General features: G+C 51.6%; 23 protein-coding genes. 10 read left to right on the forward strand and 13 right to left on the reverse strand.

Annotated elements, in window-relative coordinates; translation table 11 throughout:
- Positions 1–73: 73 nt before the first annotated feature.
- From recN to IPG22_04855, 4 genes are all read right to left on the reverse strand, one after another.
- Positions 74–1,774, reverse strand: a complete 1,701-nt coding sequence (recN, locus tag IPG22_04840; GenBank protein ID MBK6587627.1) for a DNA repair protein RecN — start codon at positions 1,772–1,774, stop codon at positions 74–76.
- A 153-nt stretch (positions 1,775–1,927) separates the two neighbouring features.
- Complete coding sequence (locus IPG22_04845; GenBank protein ID MBK6587628.1) at positions 1,928–3,274, reverse strand: peptidase M14; 1,347 nt, start codon at positions 3,272–3,274, stop codon at positions 1,928–1,930.
- 65 nt (positions 3,275–3,339) lie between these two features.
- On the reverse strand, positions 3,340–4,440 hold the full coding sequence (locus IPG22_04850; GenBank protein MBK6587629.1) for a glycosyltransferase family 4 protein: 1,101 nt from the start codon (positions 4,438–4,440) through the stop codon (positions 3,340–3,342).
- Positions 4,441–4,525: 85 nt separating this feature from the next.
- Positions 4,526–7,915: a carboxypeptidase regulatory-like domain-containing protein gene (locus IPG22_04855; GenBank protein MBK6587630.1), complete on the reverse strand. Its 3,390-nt coding sequence runs from the start codon at positions 7,913–7,915 to the stop codon at positions 4,526–4,528.
- A gap of 658 nt (positions 7,916–8,573) precedes the next feature.
- Here IPG22_04855 and IPG22_04860 point away from each other — a divergent pair.
- Positions 8,574–8,975 (forward strand): hypothetical protein, encoded by a 402-nt coding sequence (locus tag IPG22_04860; protein MBK6587631.1) that lies wholly within the window; start codon positions 8,574–8,576, stop codon positions 8,973–8,975.
- A 162-nt stretch (positions 8,976–9,137) separates the two neighbouring features.
- Complete coding sequence (locus tag IPG22_04865; GenBank protein MBK6587632.1) at positions 9,138–10,199, forward strand: hypothetical protein; 1,062 nt, start codon at positions 9,138–9,140, stop codon at positions 10,197–10,199.
- Here IPG22_04865 and IPG22_04870 read toward each other — a convergent pair.
- Positions 10,196–10,339 carry an alanyl-tRNA synthetase gene (locus IPG22_04870; protein MBK6587633.1) on the reverse strand — a complete coding sequence of 48 codons (144 nt, stop codon included), beginning with the start codon at positions 10,337–10,339 and terminating at the stop codon, positions 10,196–10,198. The genes IPG22_04865 and IPG22_04870 overlap by 4 nt on opposite strands.
- Before the next feature lie 62 nt (positions 10,340–10,401).
- Here IPG22_04870 and IPG22_04875 point away from each other — a divergent pair, with 62 nt between their 5' ends.
- Entirely contained in the window at positions 10,402–11,079 is a 678-nt protein-coding gene (locus tag IPG22_04875; protein ID MBK6587634.1) for a M15 family metallopeptidase, read from the forward strand.
- A 63-nt stretch (positions 11,080–11,142) separates the two neighbouring features.
- Here the strand turns inward: IPG22_04875 and IPG22_04880 are convergent, their stop codons facing one another.
- Positions 11,143–11,778 (reverse strand): YceI family protein, encoded by a 636-nt coding sequence (locus tag IPG22_04880; protein ID MBK6587635.1) that lies wholly within the window; start codon positions 11,776–11,778, stop codon positions 11,143–11,145.
- A gap of 31 nt (positions 11,779–11,809) precedes the next feature.
- On the reverse strand, positions 11,810–12,208 hold the full coding sequence (locus IPG22_04885) for a hypothetical protein (GenBank protein MBK6587636.1): 399 nt from the start codon (positions 12,206–12,208) through the stop codon (positions 11,810–11,812).
- Positions 12,209–12,277: 69 nt separating this feature from the next.
- On the opposite strand from IPG22_04885, the gene IPG22_04890 reads away from it, so the two are divergent.
- Both IPG22_04890 and IPG22_04895 read left to right on the forward strand, forming a co-directional pair.
- A complete protein-coding gene (locus IPG22_04890) occupies positions 12,278–12,790 on the forward strand; it encodes a DinB family protein (GenBank protein MBK6587637.1) in 513 nt (170 codons plus the stop codon).
- Positions 12,791–13,948, forward strand: a complete 1,158-nt coding sequence (locus tag IPG22_04895) for an NAD(P)/FAD-dependent oxidoreductase (GenBank protein ID MBK6587638.1) — start codon at positions 12,791–12,793, stop codon at positions 13,946–13,948.
- Positions 13,949–14,185: 237 nt separating this feature from the next.
- Here the strand turns inward: IPG22_04895 and IPG22_04900 are convergent, their stop codons facing one another.
- A complete protein-coding gene (locus IPG22_04900) occupies positions 14,186–15,001 on the reverse strand; it encodes a hypothetical protein (GenBank protein MBK6587639.1) in 816 nt (271 codons plus the stop codon).
- Between the two features lie 4 nt (positions 15,002–15,005).
- Entirely contained in the window at positions 15,006–15,740 is a 735-nt protein-coding gene (gene bshB1 / locus IPG22_04905; GenBank protein MBK6587640.1) for a bacillithiol biosynthesis deacetylase BshB1, read from the reverse strand.
- 49 nt (positions 15,741–15,789) lie between these two features.
- Here bshB1 and IPG22_04910 point away from each other — a divergent pair, with 49 nt between their 5' ends.
- Complete coding sequence (locus IPG22_04910; protein MBK6587641.1) at positions 15,790–16,557, forward strand: ribonuclease Z; 768 nt, start codon at positions 15,790–15,792, stop codon at positions 16,555–16,557.
- 86 nt (positions 16,558–16,643) lie between these two features.
- On the opposite strand, the gene IPG22_04915 is transcribed toward IPG22_04910, so the two are convergent.
- Positions 16,644–17,069, reverse strand: coding sequence for a hypothetical protein (locus IPG22_04915; protein MBK6587642.1), 426 nt, complete (start codon positions 17,067–17,069; stop codon positions 16,644–16,646).
- A 292-nt stretch (positions 17,070–17,361) separates the two neighbouring features.
- Here IPG22_04915 and IPG22_04920 point away from each other — a divergent pair, with 292 nt between their 5' ends.
- A complete protein-coding gene (locus IPG22_04920) occupies positions 17,362–17,994 on the forward strand; it encodes a TlpA family protein disulfide reductase (protein ID MBK6587643.1) in 633 nt (210 codons plus the stop codon).
- Positions 17,995–18,281: 287 nt separating this feature from the next.
- On the opposite strand, the gene IPG22_04925 is transcribed toward IPG22_04920, so the two are convergent.
- Positions 18,282–18,821 carry a hypothetical protein gene (locus tag IPG22_04925; GenBank protein MBK6587644.1) on the reverse strand — a complete coding sequence of 180 codons (540 nt, stop codon included), beginning with the start codon at positions 18,819–18,821 and terminating at the stop codon, positions 18,282–18,284.
- A gap of 44 nt (positions 18,822–18,865) precedes the next feature.
- Here IPG22_04925 and lipB point away from each other — a divergent pair, with 44 nt between their 5' ends.
- The 3 genes from lipB to IPG22_04940 all read left to right on the forward strand — a co-directional run bounded on the left by lipB (position 18,866) and on the right by IPG22_04940 (position 21,263).
- Complete coding sequence (gene lipB, locus IPG22_04930) at positions 18,866–19,558, forward strand: lipoyl(octanoyl) transferase LipB (protein ID MBK6587645.1); 693 nt, start codon at positions 18,866–18,868, stop codon at positions 19,556–19,558.
- Positions 19,559–19,568: 10 nt separating this feature from the next.
- A complete protein-coding gene (locus IPG22_04935) occupies positions 19,569–20,504 on the forward strand; it encodes a hypothetical protein (protein ID MBK6587646.1) in 936 nt (311 codons plus the stop codon).
- A 69-nt stretch (positions 20,505–20,573) separates the two neighbouring features.
- The gene (locus tag IPG22_04940) at positions 20,574–21,263 is read left to right on the forward strand and encodes an esterase (protein ID MBK6587647.1); all 690 of its coding nucleotides are present in this window, start codon (positions 20,574–20,576) and stop codon (positions 21,261–21,263) included.
- Positions 21,264–21,638: 375 nt separating this feature from the next.
- Here IPG22_04940 and IPG22_04945 read toward each other — a convergent pair whose 3' ends face one another.
- Together IPG22_04945 and IPG22_04950 are read right to left on the reverse strand one after the other, a co-directional pair.
- The gene (locus IPG22_04945; protein MBK6587648.1) at positions 21,639–24,200 is read right to left on the reverse strand and encodes a PBP1A family penicillin-binding protein; all 2,562 of its coding nucleotides are present in this window, start codon (positions 24,198–24,200) and stop codon (positions 21,639–21,641) included.
- A gap of 50 nt (positions 24,201–24,250) precedes the next feature.
- Entirely contained in the window at positions 24,251–25,369 is a 1,119-nt protein-coding gene (locus IPG22_04950) for a rod shape-determining protein RodA (GenBank protein MBK6587649.1), read from the reverse strand.
- Positions 25,370–25,376: the final 7 nt, after the last annotated feature.

Consider the following 25,376-nt stretch of genomic DNA (forward strand, 5'->3'; position numbering starts at 1 on the left):
ACTAAATCCGGCATTATTTGTAAGAAGCTTCGTTACCGCAATCGGCAATTCATAGCGGTAAAAAAACCAGTCACTATCGTTCCCGGTTCTGACCCGCAACAGCCAGCATTGACCTCGCATTCTCGCGTGCGGCTTCGGTTATCTCGGAACCAGCTAGCATGCGGGCGATCTCTTCGACCTGTTCGGCTTCGGAAAGCTCGCGTGCATTTACGAGTGTGCGGCCGCCGGTAATTTGCTTCTCGACGGTAAAATGACGGTCCGCAAGTGATGCTATCTGCGGTTGGTGCGTCACGCAGAGGACTTGTTGGGTCGCCGAGAGATCTTTCAGCTTTCGCCCAACTGCCTCGGCCACGCGGCCGCCGATGCCGACGTCGACTTCGTCAAAAACCGCGGTTTTTTGCGGCCCACTCGCTTTCATGGTTGTTTTGATTATTAGCATCAACCGCGACGCTTCGCCGCCGGACGCAACCTTTGCAAGCGGCTTTGGCGATTCGCCAGGATTGGCTGAAAAGTAGAATTCAACGCGGTCGAATCCGTTCGGCGTGAACGCGGAGTAATCGCTGTCCATCGCCTCGATGCGGACCTCAAAACGTGCTTTCTCAAGGGCAACGGCCTGCAGATTCAACTCAACCTGCTTTTCAAACTTCACCGCGGCTGCCTTTCGCTTGTCATGCAGCTCTTGTGCGGCTTTTACATAAGCGACGCGAAGCTCATCTAGCTGTCTCTTTAACTCTTCCTCACGAAACTCCGCCGTCTCTATGTTCTGCAGACGCTCGTCCGAAACGCGAAGATGTTCGAGAACAGCCTCGACCGAATCGCCGTATTTACGCTTAAGACGTAATATCTCGGCGAGTCGATTCTCTATCTCGTTCAGGCGTTCCGGTGAGAATTCGAGATGGTGGCGAAAGTCGCGGACGGCAAAAGCGAGGTCTTCGACCACCGCACGGGCCGAAGCGATACCCTCAGCGTATTCGGCAAATTGCGACTCATAATCTGAAAGCTCTGCGACCTTTCGCTGTGCTTTTTCGAGGGTTACGGCGGTTGATTCGGCGTTGTCGTAGAGCAGAGCGAACGCATCGCTGCTCAGCGACGTGAGTTTTTCGACGTTACTCAACCGACGCTTTTCTTCTTCGAGCACCGTTTCTTCGTCCGGCTGTAAATTCGCTGCCTGGATCTCGGAGACCTGAAATCGGAGGATGTCGAGCAGTTGGAGCTTTTCGGCAGTATCTCTTTCGAGCGAAGAAAGTTGTGCGCGAACCGCCGACCATTTTTGAAACGCCGCGGCGACCTTTTCCTTTGCCGCATCGACACCGGCGAATTCGTCGAGCATCTCGATATGAGATTCGACGTCGTAGAGCCCGGCCTGCTCGCCCTGCCCGTGAATATCCACGAGGTGCGAGCCGACGCGTTTTAAATAGCCCTGAGTAACGAGCTGGCCGTTTATGAAGACGCGGTTCTTCCCAGCGGCTGAGAGTTCGCGGCGGACGATGATGTCGGTGTCGGCACCAGGTTCGATCTCGATGCCGCTTTCGTCGAAGATCGATCGCAGTTCCTGGTCGACGGTAATGGCGAATAAGCCTTCGATCGTCGCGAACGGCGAGCCTTCCTTGATCAGGTCGTTCGAAACCCGTTCGCCCGTCAGGGCCCCCAGGCTGTCGACAATGATCGATTTGCCCGAGCCGGTTTCGCCGGTCAAAAGGTTCAGTCCGTCGCCAAACTCGATGGCAAGTTCGTCGATCAAGGCGATGTTTTTGATCTTTAGCAGCGTCAGCACGTGCCTTTCAGTTTACTAGATTCTTATGAGAAATCTCGCCTTGAACCTCAAGTTCTCAGCGAAGTAGCCTAATAGCTGGTTGATCTGGGCATCGAGCTCTTATAAATCTGCCCTCGTTTCGCACGCTCACGCAGGCGGTTCTGACCCCTTCATCTACCTTCGGGGAACGAGTTTTTCGCCCTTGATCCATTTGCCGCCTGAGAAGATCGCATCGGGTTGAAACTGTTTTTCCAGATCGGCCGCGGCCCAATCAACGGTTCGACCTTTCTTATAAAAGAAAAACTCAGCCAGCTCGCCCGGCTTTGTCTGGCCAAAACGCTGAACAACGTTAAATTCGCCCGCGTCGTATTCCTCGAGCCCGCGCACTCCTGCTAGATCTCCGACACTTCGTATTCTCACGGGTGCCGCAAAACTTGCGCGGCGACGTTCTGTTACGGCAGAAATGTCCGCCGTATCGATCTTAAATGCCGGCGTGGAAACCGCCGTAACGGGAATGGCTGAGGGTGGTACAACGCTAACGATGTTGGCTCGTCGAAACACGAAATTCACCAGTCCGCCTGAGCCGTTTTCCGGCAAATTGATGTAGATATTCGGATCCTGGGTGCGTTCACTGCCGGTCGCAATCGACTGTAAGGCGGTTATAAACGCGATGAAGTTCATCTTTACCAGATACGATTCGTCTTTGCCGTAAAGAGCTCCGGTCTCGATCAGGATCGTCGGCGTGCCCCAGGCTGAGAAATTGTCACCAAACGCGGTTGGTGTCCATTCGTCACTGTAGCGGGCAATGTGCCCCGGAATGAATTTTTGCAAAGCGGTGACCATGGCGGATGCGATCCGCTGATTGCGTTCATGGCCGAAGCTTGTTGTCTTCGCTTCATCTCCATAAACAACGAGGAACGAAATCGACGCCTGACTCGGGGCTCGTCCGACCGTGGTCAACGCCTGCTGATTGTGCAGGTTAAAACCGATCTCGGGGTTCCAGTCGTCACGCAGCTGTTTCAACAGCCGGGCTTCGGGCGTTTTTAGATCAAGGGCGTCACGGTTGATATCAATTCCCTGCAGATTGCGACGCTGGTACATTTCCTGGCCGTCCGGATTAAGCATCGGCACGCCTCGGATGGTCATCGTTTCTGATATCTTCTTGACCCAATCTTTATCGCGATGCTTCTGGAGATACGCGAACATATCGATCAGGGCCGAGGTCGCGGTCGGCTCGTCACCGTGCATTTGCGACCACATAAAGACCTTTAGAGGGCCTTTTCCCCATTCGACCTGGTAGATCTCGCGGCTGGCGTTGGACATACCGACCTGATCGACCTTTAGCCCGATCTTTTTAAGATGTTCGAGGTACTTTTTAAGATCCGCGTGCCTAACGTCAGACGGGGCGAGGGTCGAGATATGGTGTACATCCCAATCCGACGCAAGCTTTTCGGCGGTTTGCGAATAAGCGTTCATTAGAGACACCATCGTCATTAGGAGGACCAAAACAGATTGCCGCATATTCATAAGATAAACCGAATACTGGGTTTACATCAAGTAAAAGCGGAAATACGCACCGCCGCGGATCACCCGTTTAGGATCTCTTCGTAGAGTGCGACCGTCGCATCGATCATCGTGGTCAATCCGTAATTTTTTCGGGCATGCAGTTTTTGTTTTTCGCCTAGAACGCGGCGTTCATTTTCATGTTGGATGAACCATGTGATCTTTCCGGCAAGAGCTATTGGATCCTTGATGGGCACAATTGCGTTCCGGTCGGTGATCAGCTGCTTCGCTCCGTCTGTTGCCGTGGCGATAACCGGCGTCCCCGCTGCCATAGCGTCGAGGATCGCTAGCCCAAAACTCTCAGAGTGCGAAGGCGAAACAAACAGGTCGGCAGCTGCCATCAAGGGCGAAATATCGTCGAGCCAATCAAGCCACGTAAAGCTCTCATCATGGCCCAAAACCCTGACCAATCGCCGCAGCTCTCGTCGAAAACGCTTGTCGATCGAGTTGTCCTTACCCGCGACCACGAATCGAGCGGTCGGGATCTGCTTCAGCACCTCGTTTGCAGCAAGAACGAGATCACGCTGGCCTTTTAATAATTTAAGCTCGCCAAGTGTAACGATAAGCGGAGCATGGGTAGGGGTGTCGTGAAAGACCCGAAACTCATTCCCCAAAGCTCCGTGATCGACGTCCTTATCATCGGCGACGTTGATCCCATTGGGAATTGTGTGAACTTTGTAAGCCGGAAAGATCCTTTCTAGTTGTTCCTGCACGGGAGGCGAAACGGCGATCGCCGCATCCACGTTCTTGAGTGCGAACCGGTGGAACGGCTTCATCGGAAACACTACGTGACGGGTCAGGACGAGCTTTACACTTTTTACCATGCGAACCGCGACGCTTGCGGCAAGATAGTCGCGCGCCACGTGTGCGTGAACGATCTCAATGCCTTGCTTTTCGATAAACTTACCGATCTTTTTGGCGCTGAACATTCCAAATGAATTCCGGATCGAAACAAAAAGGAAATTCTCTCGCGGGATAAAATCCAATCGGTCCTGCCATTCATTGCTCGGACGCAGAGCGACAAAGACCTCGTGGCCGCGCTCCACGAGTTCGCGGCACAGATCGACAAAATGCCGCTCGCCGCCGCCGAATGTATTTGCCGATGAGACCTGAAGTATCCGCATCCCGCAAGTTTATCGCGAAACCGGTAAAACAAAAAAAGGCCGCCCTTGTTAGGCGACCTTTTAGTCCAAGTGGATGCGTTAGAACCTAGAAAGAATAACGCGCGCTGATCTGGTACGAATAAACGTCCGAGAAGCTGTTCCGCCGAGTGTATGTAGAGTTGACCAGGGCTCCGCTAAATGAATTCAAACGGAAATTTGGACGACCCTGAGCGTCAGTTGAGGCGTAAACGAGTGGCTGGTAGTTATTGTTAGCAGGTGTTACACCGCCACCCCAGTTCTTGTTAAGGAAATTGCCGAAGTTCAGCATATCGATCCTGATCTGCAGCTTGTGATTCGCCTTAAGGAAGTTGAACTTCAACTGCTGCGAGACACTCAGATCAAGCTGATGCCTCATTGGATACCATGCCGCATTCCGAAGAGCATACTGGCCTCTGTTCGAGGAGAGGTAAGGATCCTGGGCAATAAACGCTTCCCAAGCCGCCGATTGTGTTGCCGCTGTCACGGCTCCGTTAGCAACAAAGATAGTCTCCGACGGATCCCTTTGAATGTAGATCATGTCGTTGCCTGAGATCCCATCGCCGTTCATATCATTTGAGTACCTGTAGCTGTTAGTGCCCTGGGTTCTCGACTCCCAAAACGCAGAGATGGTTGTACCACCAAACCTGAAGTAGTCTTTGTGATACGACGCCGAGCCATAGACTCGGTGTCCCAAGGTTCCGCTGCTGTAGCTGAGTTCCGGATTGTTCGCATCCCTCGAGGTGAGGACGCTGCTGAACGACGTGCTCGCTGTTGACCCGGCGTCAACCAGGTTCTTCGAGATACCATATGCATATCCGCCCTTCGCCCAGAAGCCACGCGACGAACGCTTTTCTAGCGTAAAAGCAATATTCTTAGCAAAACCTTCGCTGGAGTTTATCAGAGTGATCGCATTGGTAATGGCGCAATTGACGCGGACATTAGCACCTGAGCCCGATGTTCCGACACAGTTGTTAGCCACCCAACGGGGCCGGACGTCAGGGCCGCCCGTAAACGCCGTCTCCGGGGCCCTTAGATTCGCGTTTATGTAGGCTGTTCCGTTTACATCTTTAGAGTAGATAAATTCGGCTCCTACGACGAGATTGAAAGGCAGCTGGTAATCGACGGCAGCGCTCGATCGCCAGATCGCCGGGAATTTGTAGTCCGGTAAAGCAAAATTCAGATCTTGGGCCCCGGCTATAGGTGCTCCTGTCACGCTTGAGGGCTTGTAAGCATCAGGGTTCGGATTAAAATGGTACGCAAAGCTCGCCGGCGTCTGGGTCGACCCGAGATCTCCAGTTACGAGGCTGGTAAGCACGCCATTGTTGCCGACTTGGTTCGAGATCCAAACGTACGGCGGACGGGCGGAAAAGACGCCGGTGCCACCGCGGAACTGAAGCTTTCCACTCGCTAACGGCGAGTAATTAATGCCGAAACGCGGCGACCAGAGGATGTTACTGTCGGGCAATTTCGAGGTGCTAAGCTTGAGAGGGCTATTGCTCTGATCTCGGAATGTGAGTGTGTCGACGAGAGGGTTCGCAAACCCGGTAGCCCCAAAGAACGGAGCCTCCATGCGCAAGCCGTATGTGATGTTGAGGTTGTCCCTAAGTTTCCACTGATCCTGTCCATAAACGCCCAGATACTTGACATCGAGTGGCTGTTCGGGAATGGACTGGCCCGGGATATTGTTGTACCGGACGCTGAATCTCACCGGACTTGCCGTGGAGACGGTTCCGTTCAGAAATGCGTTCGCATCCGTATAGAAATCTGCTAAGGATCTATATGAATAGATACTCTGAGATTGGGGGAAGAAGATGTTGAGCGAGTGATATTTCTCAAAGCTCATTCCGACCTGGAATGTGTGCGATCCCTTGTAGAACGCCAAGTTATCCTGTATCTGGAACGAGTTGTATTTGAGAGTGTTCAAAGGAGTAAACGGCTCGTAGCCGAACGATGTATACGCTGTATTTGCGCTGAGACCAGCGATTCCGGTGCCTGCCGTACCGTCATGAATATCTACGAGCGGGAAAAGCTTCGTCGTGTTAGGACGGCTCTCATCCTGTTTCGTGTAGCCCATGATCAGACTATTTGAGAGGCTCGAGCTGAACGTCGATGTCCACTCACCTACGAAGGAGTCAATGTCCTCTTTGATCTTGTAGCCAGAATTTTGAAAGCTGAGATACTGAAGTCCCTGAGAGCCGCGCCCAAAACCAGCACTGCTGCTGGACGTGCTGATCGGGTTATCCGTCAGGGAGCGCAGACGCAGATAGCGGAACGTCAGCCTGTTCTTGTCGTTTACGTTCCAGTCGTTTCTGAAAAGGAACTTTTCCGCAGGGATCTCGAAATTATAGTTCTGATACGTCCCGGTCTCGTAGCCAAACCTAGAGCTCAAAAATGCACTTAAAGCGTCGAGATCGGCACTTCTGACTCGAGAGACGGAACCAGTCTGGCATGTTTGCCCCGTGTTACACGCCGTAAAGTTGTGTGCGGGTCGCGAGGTGTTCTCGTTTTCGTAACTAAAAAAGAAAAAGGCTTTGTCACGTCCTGATTTAAATGCCGGACCGTTATTCTCGCCAAAATTAAAATACGGCAGAGGCCCGCCAAACGAAAAGCCATACAGCTTAAAGTCTGACTGACCGCGGTTAAAGATGAGATTTCCGTTCTCCGTCCCGCCGAATGTCTCGTTACGCCAGTTAAAGTATGCAGAGCCGTGATAGGTATTGGTTCCGCTCTTTGTAACCGTGTTGATACCGGCGCCGGTGAAATTACCCTGACGCACGTCGTAAGGCGCCACGTTGATCTGAAGTTCCTGGACCGCCTCGAGTGAGATGGGCGAAACGTTCGTTCGTTCACCAGGCTGACCGCTAAGTCCAAACGAGTTGTTAAAGTACGAGCCGTCAACGGTAATGTTGTTCATTCGGGCGTCCTGTCCCGCGACTGACCCGCCAAAGTTTCCGGTTGCATTGAAGAACGGCGAAAGCTTAGCAAAATCGTTGATGCGTCTGCCAGTCGTCGGTATGGTGGTGAGCACCTCGTTCGAAACGTTCGTTGACGCTCCGGTCCGGACTTCGCTGAATGTCTCATCACCAGTCACGGTGACCTCGATGTTGGTTTCGGCGACGCCCATCGTGAAATTAAATGTCGAGGCGTTACCGAGGCTGGTCGTCACATCCTTACTAACTTGTTGTTTAAAGCCCTGGGCTGAGACAGTGACAGTGTATGGCCCGCCAACTCTCAGACCGGAAAGGCTGAAACGACCGTCAGCGTTGGTCACGCCCGTGGATTTGCTGCCGGTAGGCTCATGAACGGCCGTAACGGTAGCTCCGCTTATCACAGCCCCGGCGGAATCCACAACGGTTCCAACTATCTCGGAAGTCGTAACCTGAGCGGTCACGGACATTGAAACGATAACGGCGAATACAACAGCCATCATCGATCGTAATAAATTTTTGTTAGTCATTTTCTTTTTTTGACCTCGTCAATTAAGTTTCCAATCCCTTCCGGGTCGATGACGGATCTGAATTCCGTCATTTATCATTATTTTTGAATATTTATATTAAATTTCGGATTTTCTGTTCTCTATAAACGTAAGGTTGTTGTGGAGAACATACTCTTCCCAATGGCGAAACGTCGCCGTAACTTATTTAGATTCTTACCGTTCGAGGCAGTCACACGGATCGCGAGAGGAAAAACCGCGAAACTGCAAGATCTATAAAAGCAAAAGTGCATAAATAAGAACGCAAATTGAGTTCCTCAATCTATGTCCTGAGCGTTCTGTCTCGTTATCAATCGATAGAATATAGTGCGGAAGTTAATTCCATGTGAACTCGGGTTGAATTTACCTTGAAGAATCCTGAAATAAACAGATATTAGAGGCACAAACTGCAACCTTTATTTAGCCGGTTGCGTTAAAGTAATTGCATTTTGTATCATTTTCGGTTACAAAATGGTGTTGTCGGGGAGCTTGATCGAAAAAAGCACGAAAAATAAGGCTTTTTTGAGTGTCATCGAAACTTGACTTTTTTGTAAGAATGGAATAACTTAATCCCGCGTCAAACAAATCGGAATGTATTCGACGAGTAAAGCGCTTATATCATGAGCAAGAATAAGGGGAAATAATGGCACAGGTAGAATACTCTACATCATCATACAAGACGCCATTGCATCATCGCATCATTGCGAGCATGCCTGTTAAGGCTAGCTGGGTCGATTCTGTAAGCGGAGAAACGGTGAATGTCGAAGGCATGACCGAGAATGTTGGTGAAACCAGCGCTCTTGTCAATCTCGAAACGTTGCCGCCGGTTGGCAGTGAGGTTCGTCTTCGCATTTTGGAAGAGAACAAAACGATCATCGAGGTACTGACCCAGGTAATTCGGGTCGAACGCGACCCGAGCAAGCCAATGGCCGCTCTTTCCGTTTTAGATAACATGAAAAAATGGAAAAATACGGCCATGACAGCCGCTCAAAGGTGGGTGACGAGGCACTGGCAGCTTAATTACGAAGAAGAATGGGTCAATTAGCCCGTAGTTTCAATTCGTTATCATAACCAAGCGGCAGAATTTCGATCGAGATTTTGCCGCTTTTCGTTTACACTGCAGTTTTATTACAAAAGCTCACGGTTTTCCGGCCTAGCCGGAATGTCCGACACAACGATTTCAGACGTCAGAGCATCATTTAGATAGATGAAAAAGGTTCTCCTCGTAATTTCTCTTGCCCTATTTGCCGGATCCGCGTTCTCACAGACGGTACCGCTTACTCAGTCTGAGTATGTGAAGTTGCTCTACGCTCTTCAAACCGACCCCAAAAGAAAGACGGACATTATTGACGCTCTGCGCAAGCGGGGAATAGATTTCGTCGTGACCGACGGTGTTCGCAGCCTGACGCGATCGAAAGGAGCAAACGATGAGGAGCTGAAACGAGCACTCGAAGAAGCCGAACGTCGACGGCTTAATCCCGAATCGACCAAACTCCCCTCTTCGTCGGAATCCATTGCGTTGATCGAGAACGCCCGGAAGAAAACTCTCGAAGCGGTCGAAGAAATGCCGGATTTTGTCGTGAAGCAGCAAATTCAGCGTTCGGCCGCATACGCCGGTACGAATAATTTTCGAAATCTTGATCGTCTGGTCGTAGCTGTCAGCTATCGTTCGACCGGTGAAGAAAGCTATCGCGTTCTCTCGGTAAATGGCCTACTGCAGGATGCCTCGGAAGCGAGGCAATCGTACGAGAGCGTCGGCGGCACGAGTTCAACAGGTGAATTCGTCACCATGCTTGCAACGATCTTTAAGCCGGAAAGCGAGACCAAATTCGAGGTCGTGCAAACCGACATCCTTCGCACATATAAAACCTTTGTTTACGATTTCTCGGTTGAGAAAGATCGAGCTAAACAGGTGATAACAGCTGTAGGCTCGTCGACCGATTCTACGATCACGGGCATGAAGGGCAGGATCTGGATAGACCGTGACAACGGCCGCGTGCTGCGAGTCGAGAGCGAAGCGACCGAGATACCGCCCAATTTCCCGATCCGCACAGCAAAACGCAACATTGATTACGAATGGGTAAAGATCGTTGACGAAAAATTCCTGCTGCCCTCGATATCAGACGTTCGCCTGACCATGCGCGAGAAATCCAACGTTTTTGAAACGCGGAACCTGATCAGATTTAAGGATTATCAGAAATACGGAAGTGAGGTTAGGATCCTGGATGACGACAATAAGCCTGAGCCGGAAGCTCCGATCAAGCCTTAATTGAGAGCGTAGTAAGCTCCGGCAGCGGCGACGCCAAGCCACACTAGTCCTTTTCCGAGGAAAAAGACGAATGCAATGATCCCGGCCCGCTTGGTCCACTTGCGGGCGGGACATCGCTTTTTGTTAGTTTCTTCCTGCATACGCTACAATTTCGAAGATATCTTTTTTGATCCGGAATTTCAATTCCGGAGTTTCCCTTCAGATGTTAAGGCGTAAAACATACCTAAAATTTCTTGCTCCGGCAATATTTTTTGCACTTTTTTCGTGTGCATTTGGCCAGGTGGCCGCGCCGAAAGAGGAAAACAAACGAGAGGCCGATTTGATAGAACTGATAAAGCTCGATAAGACGATAAAACTTGATATAAAATACGCGACGGCTGACAACTTTGTCGGCAGGCCCGTCTATCCTGAGTCACGCGCCTTTTTGCAGCGTCCGGCCGCAGATGGCGTCGTCCGTGTGCATAAATGGCTTAATAAACAGGGTTTGGGGATCGTGATCTATGACGGTTACCGACCTTGGTCGATCACAAAGTTGTTTTGGGAAGTTGTTCGCGAGGATCAGAAAAAGTTCGTCGCCGATCCGGCCAAAGGCTCAAAACATAACCGCGGCTGCGCCGTCGATCTGGGTATCTTTGACCTAAAAACCGGCAAAGCGATCCCGATGCCGTCAGCCTATGACGAATTCACCGACCGGGCCTCGCCCGATTACGCCGGCGGTACGGACGAAGAACTTGCCAATCGCGACAAGCTACGCCAGCTTATGGAAGCCAACGGCTTCACCATCAACCCGAACGAATGGTGGCACTTCGACCTGATAGGCTGGGAACAGTACGCGATCTACGATATTCCGTTCTCGGCGATCGGGAATAGCAAGAAGTGATCTGAACCAATAAAATGCGGCCGCCAGCATGGACGGCCGCACATCGCAAAAAAAGAACTACCTCTATTTCTTCTTTCCTGCCTCTATTTGCAGAACGATCTTGATCTGGTCAGAAACGACTGTATTCGGATAATTCACGCCATATTCCCGACGGTTAAGTTCGGTCTCGGCCGTAATGCCCATCTTGCCGCCGCTCCTCTCATCCGGAGCCAGCCAGCCTGAGATCTCGAATGGAAACGTGATCGATTTCGTGACGCCTTTCATGGTGAAATCACCGGTAACCATCCAAGCTTTACCCTTTTTTTCGACCTTTGTGCTCTTGAACGTGATGTCAGGATAAGTTTCGACTTCAAAGAAATCCTTGGTTCGAAGGTGGTTATCGCGTCCGGCAACGCCAGTATCGACACTCGTCGCTTTCGCGGTAAATTCGACCGTCGATTTTGAGATATCTTTTGCGTCGAAATTAACCGTTCCCGTAAAATCGCGAAAGAAGCCCGGAACCTCGATCAGCCCGCTGTGCTTGACCTTAAAACCGATAAAGCTGTGAGCCTTGTCAAAATTATAAACTCCCGAATCGCCGATCGCCGGGCCACCCGCAAACCGCTCGGAAAAAGTCTTGTTAACCGCCCCAACGCCGCTCTGCGATAACGCGACGAATGCAAGAAAGGCAATACCTAAAAGTAGTGAAGTTCGTTTCATAGTCATTTCTCCTCAAATAAATGCAAAATACCTAGTTTATGGTCAGAGTCATCGAAAATCTCGCGGTTCGAGGCGTTTTCACCTGCTTTTTGCGGACAAAGAACATATAGTCACCCGTCTCGGGAATTTCGAAAGTGTAGCTCGGCGAGCTGTCAAAATCGCCGTCCGGAAAATTCTCTTCGCTGAATACACGGAAATCAAAAAGGCTTTTCGTCGCGTTGCGTATCGTTACCTGCTGGCCTTTCCGGGCCTCGAAAACATATTCCATTTCCTGACCGTTCGACAGCGATCCGCTCAAGGCTGCACTAGATCTGCCGGACGCGAATTGGATGCGTTTCGGCTCGGCTTTCCCGCCGTGCTGAGCGAAGATCGACCCGACACCGAAGGCCCCGAAAATCAATAGAAACAACGCGATCGAACTTTTTCTCATAGATCGTCCACTCCGAATAACGAGTACGGCGGCGGAATTTTCAGGCTGACTTTGATACTATACCGCATTATGAACCGCCCCGAAACAAACGAATTCGCTCCGTATTACAACACCTATGTCTCGACCGTCGAAGGCAACAATGTAATGCCTGTGCTTGAGAGTCAGACGGCCGAGCTGCGATCCATCTTCTCTGGTATGCCGGAAGAAAAAGGCACGTTTGCCTATGCCGAGGGCAAATGGACGCTAAAAGAAGCTCTCAGCCACCTGATCGACGGCGAACGCATCTTCGCATACCGCATCCTCCGCATCTCGCGCGGTGACAAAACACCGATCGAGGGATTTGAGCAGGACGGCTATATCGCCACTTCAAACGCCAATGATCGCCCATTTGCGAACCTGCTCGACGAATTTGACCTCCAGCGTCGATCGAATCTCATCCTCGTCAAAAACATCTCTGATGAAGGCTCACGCCGGATGGGAACGGCAAGCGACAATCCGATCTCGGTACGAGCATTGGTTTACATTATGGCCGGCCACGTGACGCATCATCTTCGAGTGATCAAAGAACGGTATCTTTCATAGATGACGTACGACTCGATCATCATCGGCGGCGGTGCGGCCGGATTATTTTGTGCCTTCTCCGCTGGTCGGCGTGGAAAGAAGGTGCTCGTTCTGGAGCATAATGCAGAGGTTGGCCGGAAAATACTGATCTCGGGCGGAGGGCGGTGTAATTTTACGAACATTCACACAAAGCCCGAGAATTTCATCTCGCAAAATCCGCACTTCTGTAAATCGGCACTCTCGCGGTATTCACCACAGGATTTCGTCAATCTTGTTCAGAAACACAAGATCGCATATTACGAAAAAAAGCTCGGGCAGCTCTTCTGCCGTGACAGTTCGCGGGCGATCGTTGAAATGCTTTTGGCAGAATGCCGGGCGGCTCGAGTTGAGATCAAAACGGGCGGCTCAGTGACCGGAGTCGAAAAGAACAACACCTTTACGGTTGAAACAAGTAACGGGATATTTGAATCCAAGACTCTCGTCGTCGCCTGCGGCGGTTTATCGTTTCCCAAGATCGGAGCAACCGACCTCGGTTACCGCATCGCTCGTCAGTTCAAATTGAAGATCGTCGAAACGCGGCCGTCGCTTGTTGCCCTTGTTCTCGACGGTTCGAGCTATAGTTCGCTCGCAGGAGTTTCTCTTGACACTGTCGTAACGGCCGGAAAGACGAGTTTTCGCGAAAACATACTGTTTACCCATCGCGGCCTTTCCGGGCCCGCGATCCTACAGATCTCAAATTATTGGAGTAACGGCGGATCGATCTCGATCGACCTTCTCCCCGACTCAAATGCCATCGAACTACTGGAAAAAGGGCGAGCGAGCAATCAGAACATCGGTAATTACCTAAGCCAGTTCATTCCACAGCGATTTACCAAGGATTTTGCCGAGCGAAATTTCCCGAACAAACCTCTCTCACATCTCAACAAAAAAGACCTTGAGAAAATCGGTAAATCTTTAAATAACTGGCAGGTGAAGTTCCGTGAAACCGAGGGTTATGACCGGGCTGAAGTAACGCTCGGCGGTGTATCGACCGCAGAACTTTCTTCGCAGACGATGGAGTCAAAAAAGATCCCGGGCCTTTATTTTATCGGCGAGGTAGTTGACGTTACGGGATGGCTCGGCGGTTACAACTTTCAGTGGGCGTGGGCATCGGCCTTCGCCGCCGCAAGTGCGATTTAAAATAAGGCGGGGGAAACGTCTCCCACACCGTCTCCCCCTATTTTCGCGGCGCACACAGGGCGTGTACGGCCCGCGAAACTGAATCCTTCCCGCTAAACTCAATTAGCATAGATGTCTTGCAAATATCATGAACAGGAATGCTTGAGGGAAATAAGCTACCGTTTGCTAAAGTTTACACCAACATATTTTCATGTCAAGAACTGAATAAGAAAGTTAAAAGTCTTTTTTTCTAACATGTTAACGAAAATCCGAAATTTCCATCCCGTATTTATCCTTCACATATTCCTCTGCGGCTTTATTGACTGTCTTCAGATTTTCCAGGCGGCGTTCTGATTTCCGGATCTGAACGATCGTCCGGGCCGCCATTTGTTTCACCATATCGCGGCCTTCGGCCATTTCGGCTCTCATTTTTTCGCGAAGTGTGAATAACTCGGACCCCTCGGCAGCCTTTTTCTCTTCTTTTAGTTCTTTCAGCCGCATCTTTATCTGAAAGATCTGACGTATCGCCCGTACCAGCTCATCTCCGATCGAATCGCCCTTTACTAGGTCCGGGCTGTTCCTGAATTCTTCGACGAGTTTGTTCAGCTTATCCTGATCGCCTGATGAATAGGCGTGATTGAGCTGGGCCATCAGGTCATGGCGCTTTTCTTTTTCGGCCGCATCGAGGGCGAGATCGGGATGAATAGTTCGGGCGAGCTTATGGTAGGCCTTTTTGGCTGCCAGCGTCGGTTCCCATTTATCTTCACCGGCCTCGGCAGCCTCGAGAGCACGGGCAGCCGATTCCTCAGCACGTCGCCGCAGTTCTTCGGCCTTTTTCTTAATCTCTTCGTCGTCCGGAACGAGCTTATATTCTTCCTCGGCGATCTCTGCCTCAATTTCATCGAGGTTGGCGTACAGCCGCCCGACCTGCATCGAATAATTTGCCTCAAATTTCTCCAGCTCCGTCCGAAGATCGGTCATCTCCTCCTCACGATCGGCAAGGCGATCCTTGAGCCGTTCGAGAACTGCCCGTTTCTTATTTAGTTCGATCTCCTCGGGAGCTAACTTGTGCATATTTCTAGGAATAGAGATTCATCGGCCGGGTCAAAAGATCGATCGGATCCTCGACGTTCAGGGCCTCGCGAACAAAATACGGCTCACCCGCTGCAACGCCGATCAGCGAACCAAAATAGCGCGAGCGGTTTTCAAGTTCATCGAGAAAATGCTTAGACGTGAGCCGTGTTTCCGGCTCGGTCGATTCGGGATCGTGAAACTGCGACCTATATGCCCTGATCGCATCCATCTTCTCCTCAAGAAAATCCGAAATATCGACCACGAATGATGGCTCGACGTGCCTGGAAAAGATGTTGTGGGCGACAATCGGCACCGCGATCTTTTCGTCACCGGTTTCCTCGTCATAGCGTTTCATACTGGATAGACGGGCAGCTTCGCGAACAAGCTGCGCGATATGATCGTGATCAGGGTGCGGATCGCCGAGCTGGTGCGTGAGGATCACTTTCGGCTTTAAACGCCGCAACACTTTGACCATCGCCGTTCGTTCGACATCAGTTACAAATACATGCCCGTCCGGCAATCCTAAATTTTCTCTCAGATCAAGCTTTAAGATCTTCGCCGCACTCTCGGCCTCGGCGGCTCTGCCTTCCGGCGTCCCACGCGTTCCCATCTCGCCTCGGGTAACATCGAGTGCTCCGGTACGATAGCCGAGAGCTTTCATTTTCAGAAGCGTGCCGCCGACCGTCAGTTCGACGTCGTCCGGGTGTGCACAAATTGCCAGAATATCGACTTGGCTCATAGGAGATAATTTACCACACAGATCCCGCACATCCTGTTAAAATCACTCCATGAAACTAACAGTCCTTGGCTCCGGCACCTCGATCCCGCATCCAAGACGCAGCAGTTCGGGCTACTGGCTTGAAACAACAGGTGGAACGATAATGCTCGACTTCTCAGCATCTGTACCGCTGCGGATGGCTCAAGAAAGGTTAGATTGGGCCGAACTCGACGCGATCTGGATATCGCATTTCCACCTCGACCACTGTGCGGGCATTTCGCCTTTTCTTGCCGGTACAAAGCATGCGGGGATTATGAAAGACCGTAAAAAGCCGCTGCGGTTTTTTGGCCCCGCGGGCACTTCGAACCTGATCGCGGAGTTCAATTCGGTCAACAACTATCGCCTGCTCGATCAGCCGTTTCCTGTCGAGATCATTGAGATCGAGCAGCTCGAAAAATTCGAGATCCTGCCGGGCGTTGAGGCTGTCGCGTGTAAAACGCCGCACACGGACGAGAGCCACGCAATACACATTCGAGACACGGATGATAAAACGCTCGTCTATTCCGCGGATACCGGCTTCGACGAACTAATAGCAACGTTCGCAAATGGAGTCGATCTTTTTATCCTCGAATGCACCTTCATCCGCGACAAGCCAAAACTAAAGCACCTCGAACTAGCCGAGGCGATCTATCTGATCCGCAAGTCGAAATGCAAACAGGCAATGCTCACGCATTTTTATCCGGAATGGGATGGTGTAGATTTTTCGGCTGAAGTCGCTAGGATCGATCCCGCCTGTACCGCCATTCAGGCTTTTGATAGTCTCCGCATCCAGATCTAAGATGGCTCCGAAATAAGTGATAGGTGATAAGTCCTAAGTTAGAACCTATCACCTATCACTTATAACCTATTCCGAAAGAACCCTATTTACTTGACGTTCCGCTTCGCCATGGCCATCAGTTCTTCCGGCATCCATTTGCCGAAATTCTTTTCTTCGGCGCCTTCGATGCCCTTGTTGCGGTTGCGCCATTCTTTGGATGGGTCGTCCTCGCGGCCGGATTGTTTGGGGTAATTCTCGACCTGTTCGAGGCTAATGACGATGCCCTGGGCGATGTCTTTCCAGTCTTCATTCTGAATGCCCCTAAGCACGACCGGCAGGCCTGCGGTCCAATCCTCTTCAGGAGCAATGTTGTCGTATTCCGGGATCGTCAAGAAAGCGGTATCGGGAAACGCCTGGCCGCTGTATTCGCTGACGATCTGGGCGGTAACATCTTTGTATGACGCGTTAGGATTCGCTTTGCGCATCTCTAAAGCTCTGCGGAAAATATCTGAAACTGTTGTTTGCGTGCTCATGATTTGGTATCGACAGATTATCACAGATCTGAATGGAATTGAAAAAATGCGAAAGTCGGCCCTTCAGGAAAAAATAGCACACGGATATAACAGATAAGGACGGATTTCCACGGATGTAAAAATCAGATCTGTGCAAATCTGCTCGATCCGTTTAATCCGCGTTCTATTCTTCGTAAGGCAAATGGAAGCCCCGCCCTTCAGAATGCCGTTCGACCAACACACCGTTGCCAACTTTTTGCTTGTCAGACAGCATCTGAGAAGTTAGTCTTTATCTCCCAGAGGAAGTTGTTTAATGAGATCGTTTTTCGCACTTTTGATCGTTCTACTCTCGTCATTTTTGGCCTTCGCTCAAAAAGAGCAGGCGCCGATGGTCGAGAAGGAGATCAGCTACAAAGACTGGACGTATAAGAATCCGCGAACCGGCGGCGATGTTAACCTAAGAACCCTGGCCAGCGGGAAAAAGCTGACCATCGTAATTTATTATGCTCCGTGGTGCCCTAACTGGCGGTTTGACGCACCGATCCTTGAGCGTTTTTATCAAAAGTATAAAGACAAAGGCCTCGAGATCGTCGGCGTTGCCGAATATGATCCGCTAGATTCGATCAAAAACAATCTTGAGTTCTTAAAGGTTACCTTTCCGACCGTTGTCGAATCTGACAGCCGTGCCGCAAAACAAACGACGCTCCACTACGAATATCGCAAATCAACCGGCGACACCCGCGGCTGGGGCTCGCCGTGGTACATCATGCTCACGCCCGCCGTAATGGAAAAGAAGGGCGATGTGCTCACGAAAAAGACCTTTATCGTGAATGGCGAGTTGATCGAAACAGAAGGAGACGCGTTTATCCGCAAATCTCTCGGCTTGCCGGCTGCTGATCTAAAAGCCCCCGTTGCCGATAACGGCAAGATCGAGTATGTACTGTGACCGGAGCTGAGATACCTAAGACATTCAGGCGTAGGCGGAAAAGAAACCGTGATCAGGTAGCCGAACTGGAGCGTTTGCAGGCAGCTTATCGACTTGCATGAATTCACCGAGAGTTCCTCCTCAGAAAGTGTTATTCGCCGACCAGATACCAATCACGTGTGAGGGGTTTCGAAACTCGTCACACAAGCGAGTTTTCAACCGCTGGGGGCAAGCAGAGCAAGATGCTTGCCGCTCCAAGTCACGTGTTTCGCCTCGGCTTGGGATAGAAATCGTTTTCTGACCATTCATTACACCGGCATCAACGCCAAAACATCTGTCAGCTTCTTTGCAATATCGCGCAGCGGATCTTTGGCGGTAACAAACTTTCCCGCGATAGCGAGATCTTCTGCTTGCGAAGAAAGATCAGTGATCCCCTGAATTGTCGGCAGGTATTTCTGCAGTGTCGGTTTCGTGCGGAACTCGGATTCGAGGGCTCCTAAACCAACCTTGATATTGCGGATCGCAGCTACGATCTCGGCCTTTTTGGCCGTTATCTTTGCCGCCGTGGCGGGTTTCAGGCGTCCGGCTTTGGCGTCCGCATCAGCGACCTCGAGGCCCTGAGCGATCGTTCCGAGCTTGTCGATAAAATCGTTCACGTTCGATAGCTGGTTGTCAGCCTTTTCGCGGCCTGCGCGGACATCGAGCGGCGGAATGATCTTTACCGGCGTCGAGGCCGTCGGCTTCTTAGCCGTTTTTTTAGTTGTTTTCTTTTGTGCCGCGGCCGAACCCGTTATTAAAAGCACGGCTGCCAAACCAATTACTGCGAATCGAAAATCTCTCATATTCATACCTTTAGTATTAAATTACGCTGAAAAATCTTATTATAACAATAATGCATCAGCGGTGTTTAGAAGTTCGCAGGCTCGGGCGCGTTGGCTATGCTGATGGCCTGGAGCTGCAAAAAGAACTCGAGGCCGAGGTAATTGCCGAGCGAAAAAGCGATTTCCTGCTGCTGCTCGAGCATCCGCACACGTTTACCATCGGCCGCCGGTCGAAGGAAAGCGGCGTGCTGGCAACGGCCGAAAATTTAAAAAAGCTCGGCATCGATGTCTTTGAAACGAATCGCGGCGGCAAGGTCACATATCACGGTATCGGCCAGCTTGTCGGTTACCCGATCATCAGCCTGTCGCCGGACCGCGAGGACGTTCACAAATACGTCCGCGATATCGAGGAAGTCCTGATCAGGACGATGGCGGAGTTTGACATCGAGGCCTTCAGGATCGAAGGCCTGACCGGCGTTCACACGGTCGAGGGCAAGGTCGCGGCGATCGGCGTTCATATCAAACGCTGGGTCACAACGCACGGCTTCGCCCTGAATGTGAACACCGACCTTAGCTATTACAACTGGATCATCGCCTGCGAAGGCGAGCCCGTTGCGTCGATGGACAAGCTCCTCGGCCGCGAGATCGATGTTGCCGAGGTCGAGGATAGCATCGAAGGAAATTTTAGAGAAGTTTTTGGTTACGGATCAAGAACGGCTGAGGCCGTTGAAAGCCTGAATGCTCTTGCGGCTGCCGATCAGTAAGGAGTTTTAGATGAAATACTTTAATTTATTCGCAATTATTACAGTTACAGCAATTTTTTCAGCTTGTGGAGGCGGAGCTTCTAATACCGCGACAAGCGGCAATTCCAACACAGCAAAACCCGGCGAACAGGTCCTCGTCGTCGTCGAACGCCCGCAGCGACTCGCTGACATGAGCAAGGCCCGCGGCGAACAGGATAAAGCCGCTCCGACGCTCAAGATCGTCGAGCCCGCAGCTAATGCGACCGTCGCGAGTTCAACTGTGAAGGTCAAGCTTGCCATCTCGGGCGACCTCAAAGGCTACAAGCCGTCGATGAATGAGGAAACGCATACCGGCAATCACATCCACGTCATCCTCGACAATCAGCCGTACGAAGCCTATTACAATCTCGATCAGGAATTTGAACTTAAGAACGTGGCGGATGGTGATCATACGCTTCGTGTGTTCCCTTCGCGGCCATGGCATGAGTCGTATAAGAACGACGGTGCTTTTCAGATGGTGAAATTCAGCGTCAAAAATGGCGGTGCCGAGACCGAAAAGCCGGCAACGACGAACAGCGGTGAGCAAATGTCGAACGCAAATACCGCTAAACCGACACCCGAAGCAAAAGAGATGAAGGAAAGCACCGCGGGCGATGTCGATCCGAAAAAACCGCTGCTCACCTACAGCCGCCCGAAAGGCGAATACAAGGGAGCCGATGCCGGCGAGATCATGATCGATTTCTGGCTGCTCAATGCGAAACTCGTCGGCGACGGCGGTGAATTTCGCGTTCGCTACACGGTCGATGAAGCGGCCCCGCAGTTCATCGATAAATGGGAACCGATCTGGATATCGCGGTGGAACGCCGGGAAACACACCATCAAGCTCGAACTGACCGACAAGGACGGCAATCTCGTCGACAACGGCGGATACAACACGACGACGCGGGAAATTAACATCACTTACTAGAAACTGGAGAATACTGTTTAAATGCGACGAGAAACAACATCATGGTTTAGCGGAAATTTGGGCATGGACATGCCGCTGGTAGCCTACGGACACGCGGGTTATCCGCTGCTCATGTTCCCGACGGCGGCGGCGGATTATTTAGAATACGAGCGGTTCTACTTGATCGATGCCATCAAGGATTTTATCGAGGCGGGACTGATACGCGCCTATTCGATCAATTCGGTCAACAAATACAGCCTGCTCAACCGCGAATCCCATCCCGGCTGGAAGGTCGAGATGCTGACCCGCTACGACAACTACATCATGCAGGAAGTTCTGCCCCTGATCCGCAACGAATGCGGCCAGGATGCAAAACCGCTCACCACCGGTGCCTCGCTCGGTGCCCTGCTCGCGGCGAACACGTATTTCAAGCATTCCGATAACATCCGCGGCACGATCGCGATGAGCGGCAGCTATGACATCTACAATTACCTCGATCAGGGCTACTATGACGACAACGTCTATTTCAATAACCCCGATATGTACCTGCGCCACCTGAACGACGATTACCATCTGCCACGATTGCGAGCCGCAGATTCGATCGTGATCGTAACCGGCCAGGGTTCGTTCGAGGCACCCGACCGCAGCCGCGAATTCTCAGGCCTTCTCCACTCAAAAGGCATCCCTCACCGCCTCGACGTCTGGGGCCACGACGTCAACCACGACTGGGTCTGGTGGCGCAAAATGCTGCCATATTATTTGGGTGAGTTTTTGAAGTAATTCAGGAATTTTTGTTGGACGCAGAGAGTCGGACCTCACGGCTCTCTGCTCCCCAAAAACACCTTTGACCAATCTCCCAAATACCTCTACCAATCAGCCCAAAAGGGCCAAAATAAGCCCGTTTCACCTCTACCAAAGAAACGTCGCATTTTCGCCCGGCGGCGGGCCTTCAATTCACGAAAACCCAGTATTTATCGAGACTCTACCCTTCATTTTTGTAGGAGTGTGAAACGATTCACACTTTTAATGGGGCAATTTTTGGTAAAGATAGGCGAAAAGTAAAAAAACACAAAAATACCACTTCCGAGAACAAAAAAGGCTGCCTTTTCAGACAGCCTTTTCGTGATCAATTCGTACGATAGATCGACGTGATCCCTACCCATCGCCCTTCTTCCCTTTCGGCTTTGGGCCGACGGGTTTTTCAGGCGTCGGATCGGACCGCGGCGTCGATGTCGGCACGATCGGCCTGACCACCGGCGGTTTGTCCGGCGTCGTATCGACCGGCTTGGTTATCGTCGAGGGCAGATCCGGATCAGCAGTCTTGTCACCCGGGAGCGGATCTGTCGTTGGAAGCTTGGTGCCGGGAGTGAAGACGATACCCGTCTTACGGCCCGCAACGTCTGCCTCCTCCAGTTTCTCGAGCTCCTCGCGTTTTCTCAGTTCCATTTCCCGCTTGACGTCAGCCGGCATCGGCGGCGGGCCGGGGAAAGCCTCGCGCGGCTTGTCCTTCATGAAGGGGATCATGAAGGCGTTAAAATAGGGCACAGCTCCGTGTCCGCCAGTCATACTGTTGCCGAGATTTTCTTTCCGCAGTGGATTTCCCATCCAGACGCCGGTCGTGTAAGTGGGCGTGTAACCGATGAACCAAACGTCCGTGTGATCGTTTACTGTTCCGGTCTTTCCGGCGATCGGATGGCCGCCGGCACTCGCAGCAGCTGCAGTTCCGCCGCCCGCTGTCACGCCGCGCATCATCTGAACCATGGTTAGTGCGACATACTCGCTCGTGACCTTTGAGCTTGCTCCATCGTATTCTTCCAGCAAGCTGCCGTCGCGGTTATAAACCTTGCGGATCAGGTGCGGGGTCATTCTGATACCTTTATTCGGGAATGAAGAATAGGCTGCCGTCATTTCAAGCAGCGAAGCCTCAGAAGCTCCAAGGGCCGAAGGCAAGCTCGGGGCCATCGGATTAGTGATACCAAAGCGGCGCACCATCTGCCCACCGGCCTGGATCCCAACCTGCTCAAGCAGATGAACCGCCGCGATATTATATGATTTCGCAAGAGCGATCTTCATCGGTACATTCCCGTGGCTCAGGCTGCCGTCGTAGTTGTGCGGCGTCCAGCCTCCTCGTTTGATCGGTGCTCCGCTAACGATCATGTCCGGAGTCATTCCGTCCTCGACCGCGGCGGTGTAAATAAATGGCTTATAAGCCGAGCCCGTCTGCCGCAGCCCCTGTGTCGCGTTGTTAAATTTGTTCGTCTGGAAATCGTAACCGCCGACCATACAGACGATCTCACCCGTGTGCGCATTGATCGAGACGATCGACGCCTGGACCTCAGGCACCTGTGAGAGCTCGACTTCGAGCGTCTGATTTTCCTTGTTTACCGACTTGATCTGGAATTCCGCCAGAAATCCTGGCTTCAATTCGTCCTTCGGCCGCTTCCCGCTTCGTCCCATATTACCGGCACGCACTACAGCCTTATATTTTCCAAATCTGACGGCAACCTCATCAGCGCCGGGATTTGCCTTCATAACGAGGCCTTTAATGTACTCGCCTTCCTTATAGTCGTCGCCGTACCAGTCCGGATGCTTGAACGATTCGAGGGTCTTGTTGATCTCTTTTTCGTCCGTCATCGGCTGATCGTTCTCATCGACCAGCAAATTCTTGTAGTCCGAACGCCACGAACGCGGGCGGTCATATTCACGCAGCCGCTGACGAATTGCCTGAGTTGCTATCTTCTGAGCGGCAACATTAATTGTCGAATAGACCTTCAGGCCGCCCTGAGCAACGCGGGTCGTGTATTTTTCTTCGAGATACTTGCGGATCTCCTCGACCGGGTAATCCCAGGCGGTTGATTTTGGCTGTGACTGATAGTAGGCAGTTCCCGCCAGGACGATCGGTTTTGCCTTTGCCGCATCGACCTCGGACTGAGAGTATTTCTCAGGAAAATACTTGGCCATCTGGTCAAGTACGATGTCGCGGCGGGTCCGGGCCTTTTCGAGATTTCGGGTCGGCGAATATTCGGGCGACTTAGGAATTGCCGCAAGCAGTGCCGCTTCCTCCAGGCTCAGATCCTTGACCGATTTTCCAAAATACGTTCTTGATCCTGCCTCGAAACCATAAGCTCCAGCTCCCAAAAAGACGTAATTCATGTACATCTCAAGGATCTGGTCCTTCGTATAAAGACGTTCGATCTGAAGGGCGACGGCCCATTCGTTGACCTTTCTGGAATAAGTCTGATCTTTATAAAGAAAGAGGTTTTTGGCGAGCTGTTGCGTAATAGTCGACGCACCTTCGGTCTTGCCGGTAGTGATATTTTTGAAAATAACACCGGCAATTCGATACGGGTCGATCCCGATGTGGTCGCGATATCGATAATCCTCAATTGCGAGCAGAGCGTCGGTAACGCGATCCGGAACGTCCTGGATCTTAAGGGGAATGCGCTTTTCGATAGCGAATTCGGCCAGGATCGTCTCGCCGTCATCAGCATAGATCGTCGTAACCTGCGGCGGCCGATAAGTGGCCAGAGCCGAAACCTCGACCGAATAACGCGAGTTATTCAAGTAATATGAAGCAAGTACGCCAGTCAACGCCCCGGCTGACAACGCTAAGATCAACGCCGTCAGCACAAACGTAAAACTCGAAAGCCAGCTCCTTTTTTTGGAACCGTTCGAGATCGCCTCAGTAGTTTTGAATTTCTTACTATCTACCGCCACTTTTCACAACCTCCCACCGAAAGCCAGAATAACGCTCAGGGCTTTCGATCCTAATTAACAAACCGTCGCAATTTTACACTAACCACAAACCCGATCGCTACAAACGTCGACAAAATGGCTGAAAGCCCCGCGCTCATCAGCGGCAGCGGAACGCCGATAACCGGCAAAATCCCGAGAGCCATGCCCACATTCATAAATATTTGAAACGCCATTCCGCAGACGATCGACATTATCACAAGCATTCCGGCGCGATCCGACGCATCTCGGGCGCCCGAGATCATTCCCGATAACAAGAGAGCATATGCGAGCAACAGTGAAATACAGCCGATGAAACCCGTATTCTCGGCAGTCACTGCGAAAATAAAGTCCGTTTGCGGCTCGGGCAAAAATTTCAGAACGCTCTGCGAGGTTTCCGTATCGCCCTGATTTCCGGCCAGTCCGCCCTTCCCGACCGTGATAGTTGATTGGATCGTATGATATCCATATCCCCGCGGGTCAACGCTGTCGGGATCGATGATCGCGTTTATACGCTCCTGCTGATATGTCTTGATCTTGCCGGATTTGACACCGATAATGTAGGCGGACGGAACAAAGATGGCAGCGGCAACAACAGCAAGCACCACATATCTGGCCTTGATCCCGGAAAGGAAAAACATAGCGGCCAGTATTGGAAAATAAGTTATCGCCTGTCCCGCATCAGGCTCGAGTAGGATCAACAGGATCGGTCCCGCAAAGATAGCTCCGCCGAGAAGCATCTCTCTCAGCTGCAGAGTTCCTCCCTTCCGGGCTCCAAAATACTTAGCGAGCATTAGGACTGTCGGTATTTTGGCGAATTCCGACGGTTGAAACTGGCCAACAAGGGGCAGCCTGACCCATGCTTTCTGGCCATTGACCTGAACACCAAGCGGGGTCAAGACAAGCAGCAGCATCACCAAAGCAATGACATAAAAAACCGGAGCCGAATCGATCAGTCGCCGATAATCGGTAAACGCGACAATTAGAAACGCGACAAACGCGATGACGATCCCGAATATCTGCTTGGTCCAGATGGATTCGGTCGGTGTCGCATTATGTATCTGCCAGACACCAAACGCAGCAATAGCTAATGCCAGCAACGTCGTCAGCCAGTCAAAATCCCTTAGATCGCGTTTTTCGATTATCGCTACCATTTGCCGG

This window comes from Acidobacteriota bacterium (assembly GCA_016703965.1).
Lineage (GTDB): Bacteria > Acidobacteriota > Blastocatellia > Pyrinomonadales > Pyrinomonadaceae > OLB17.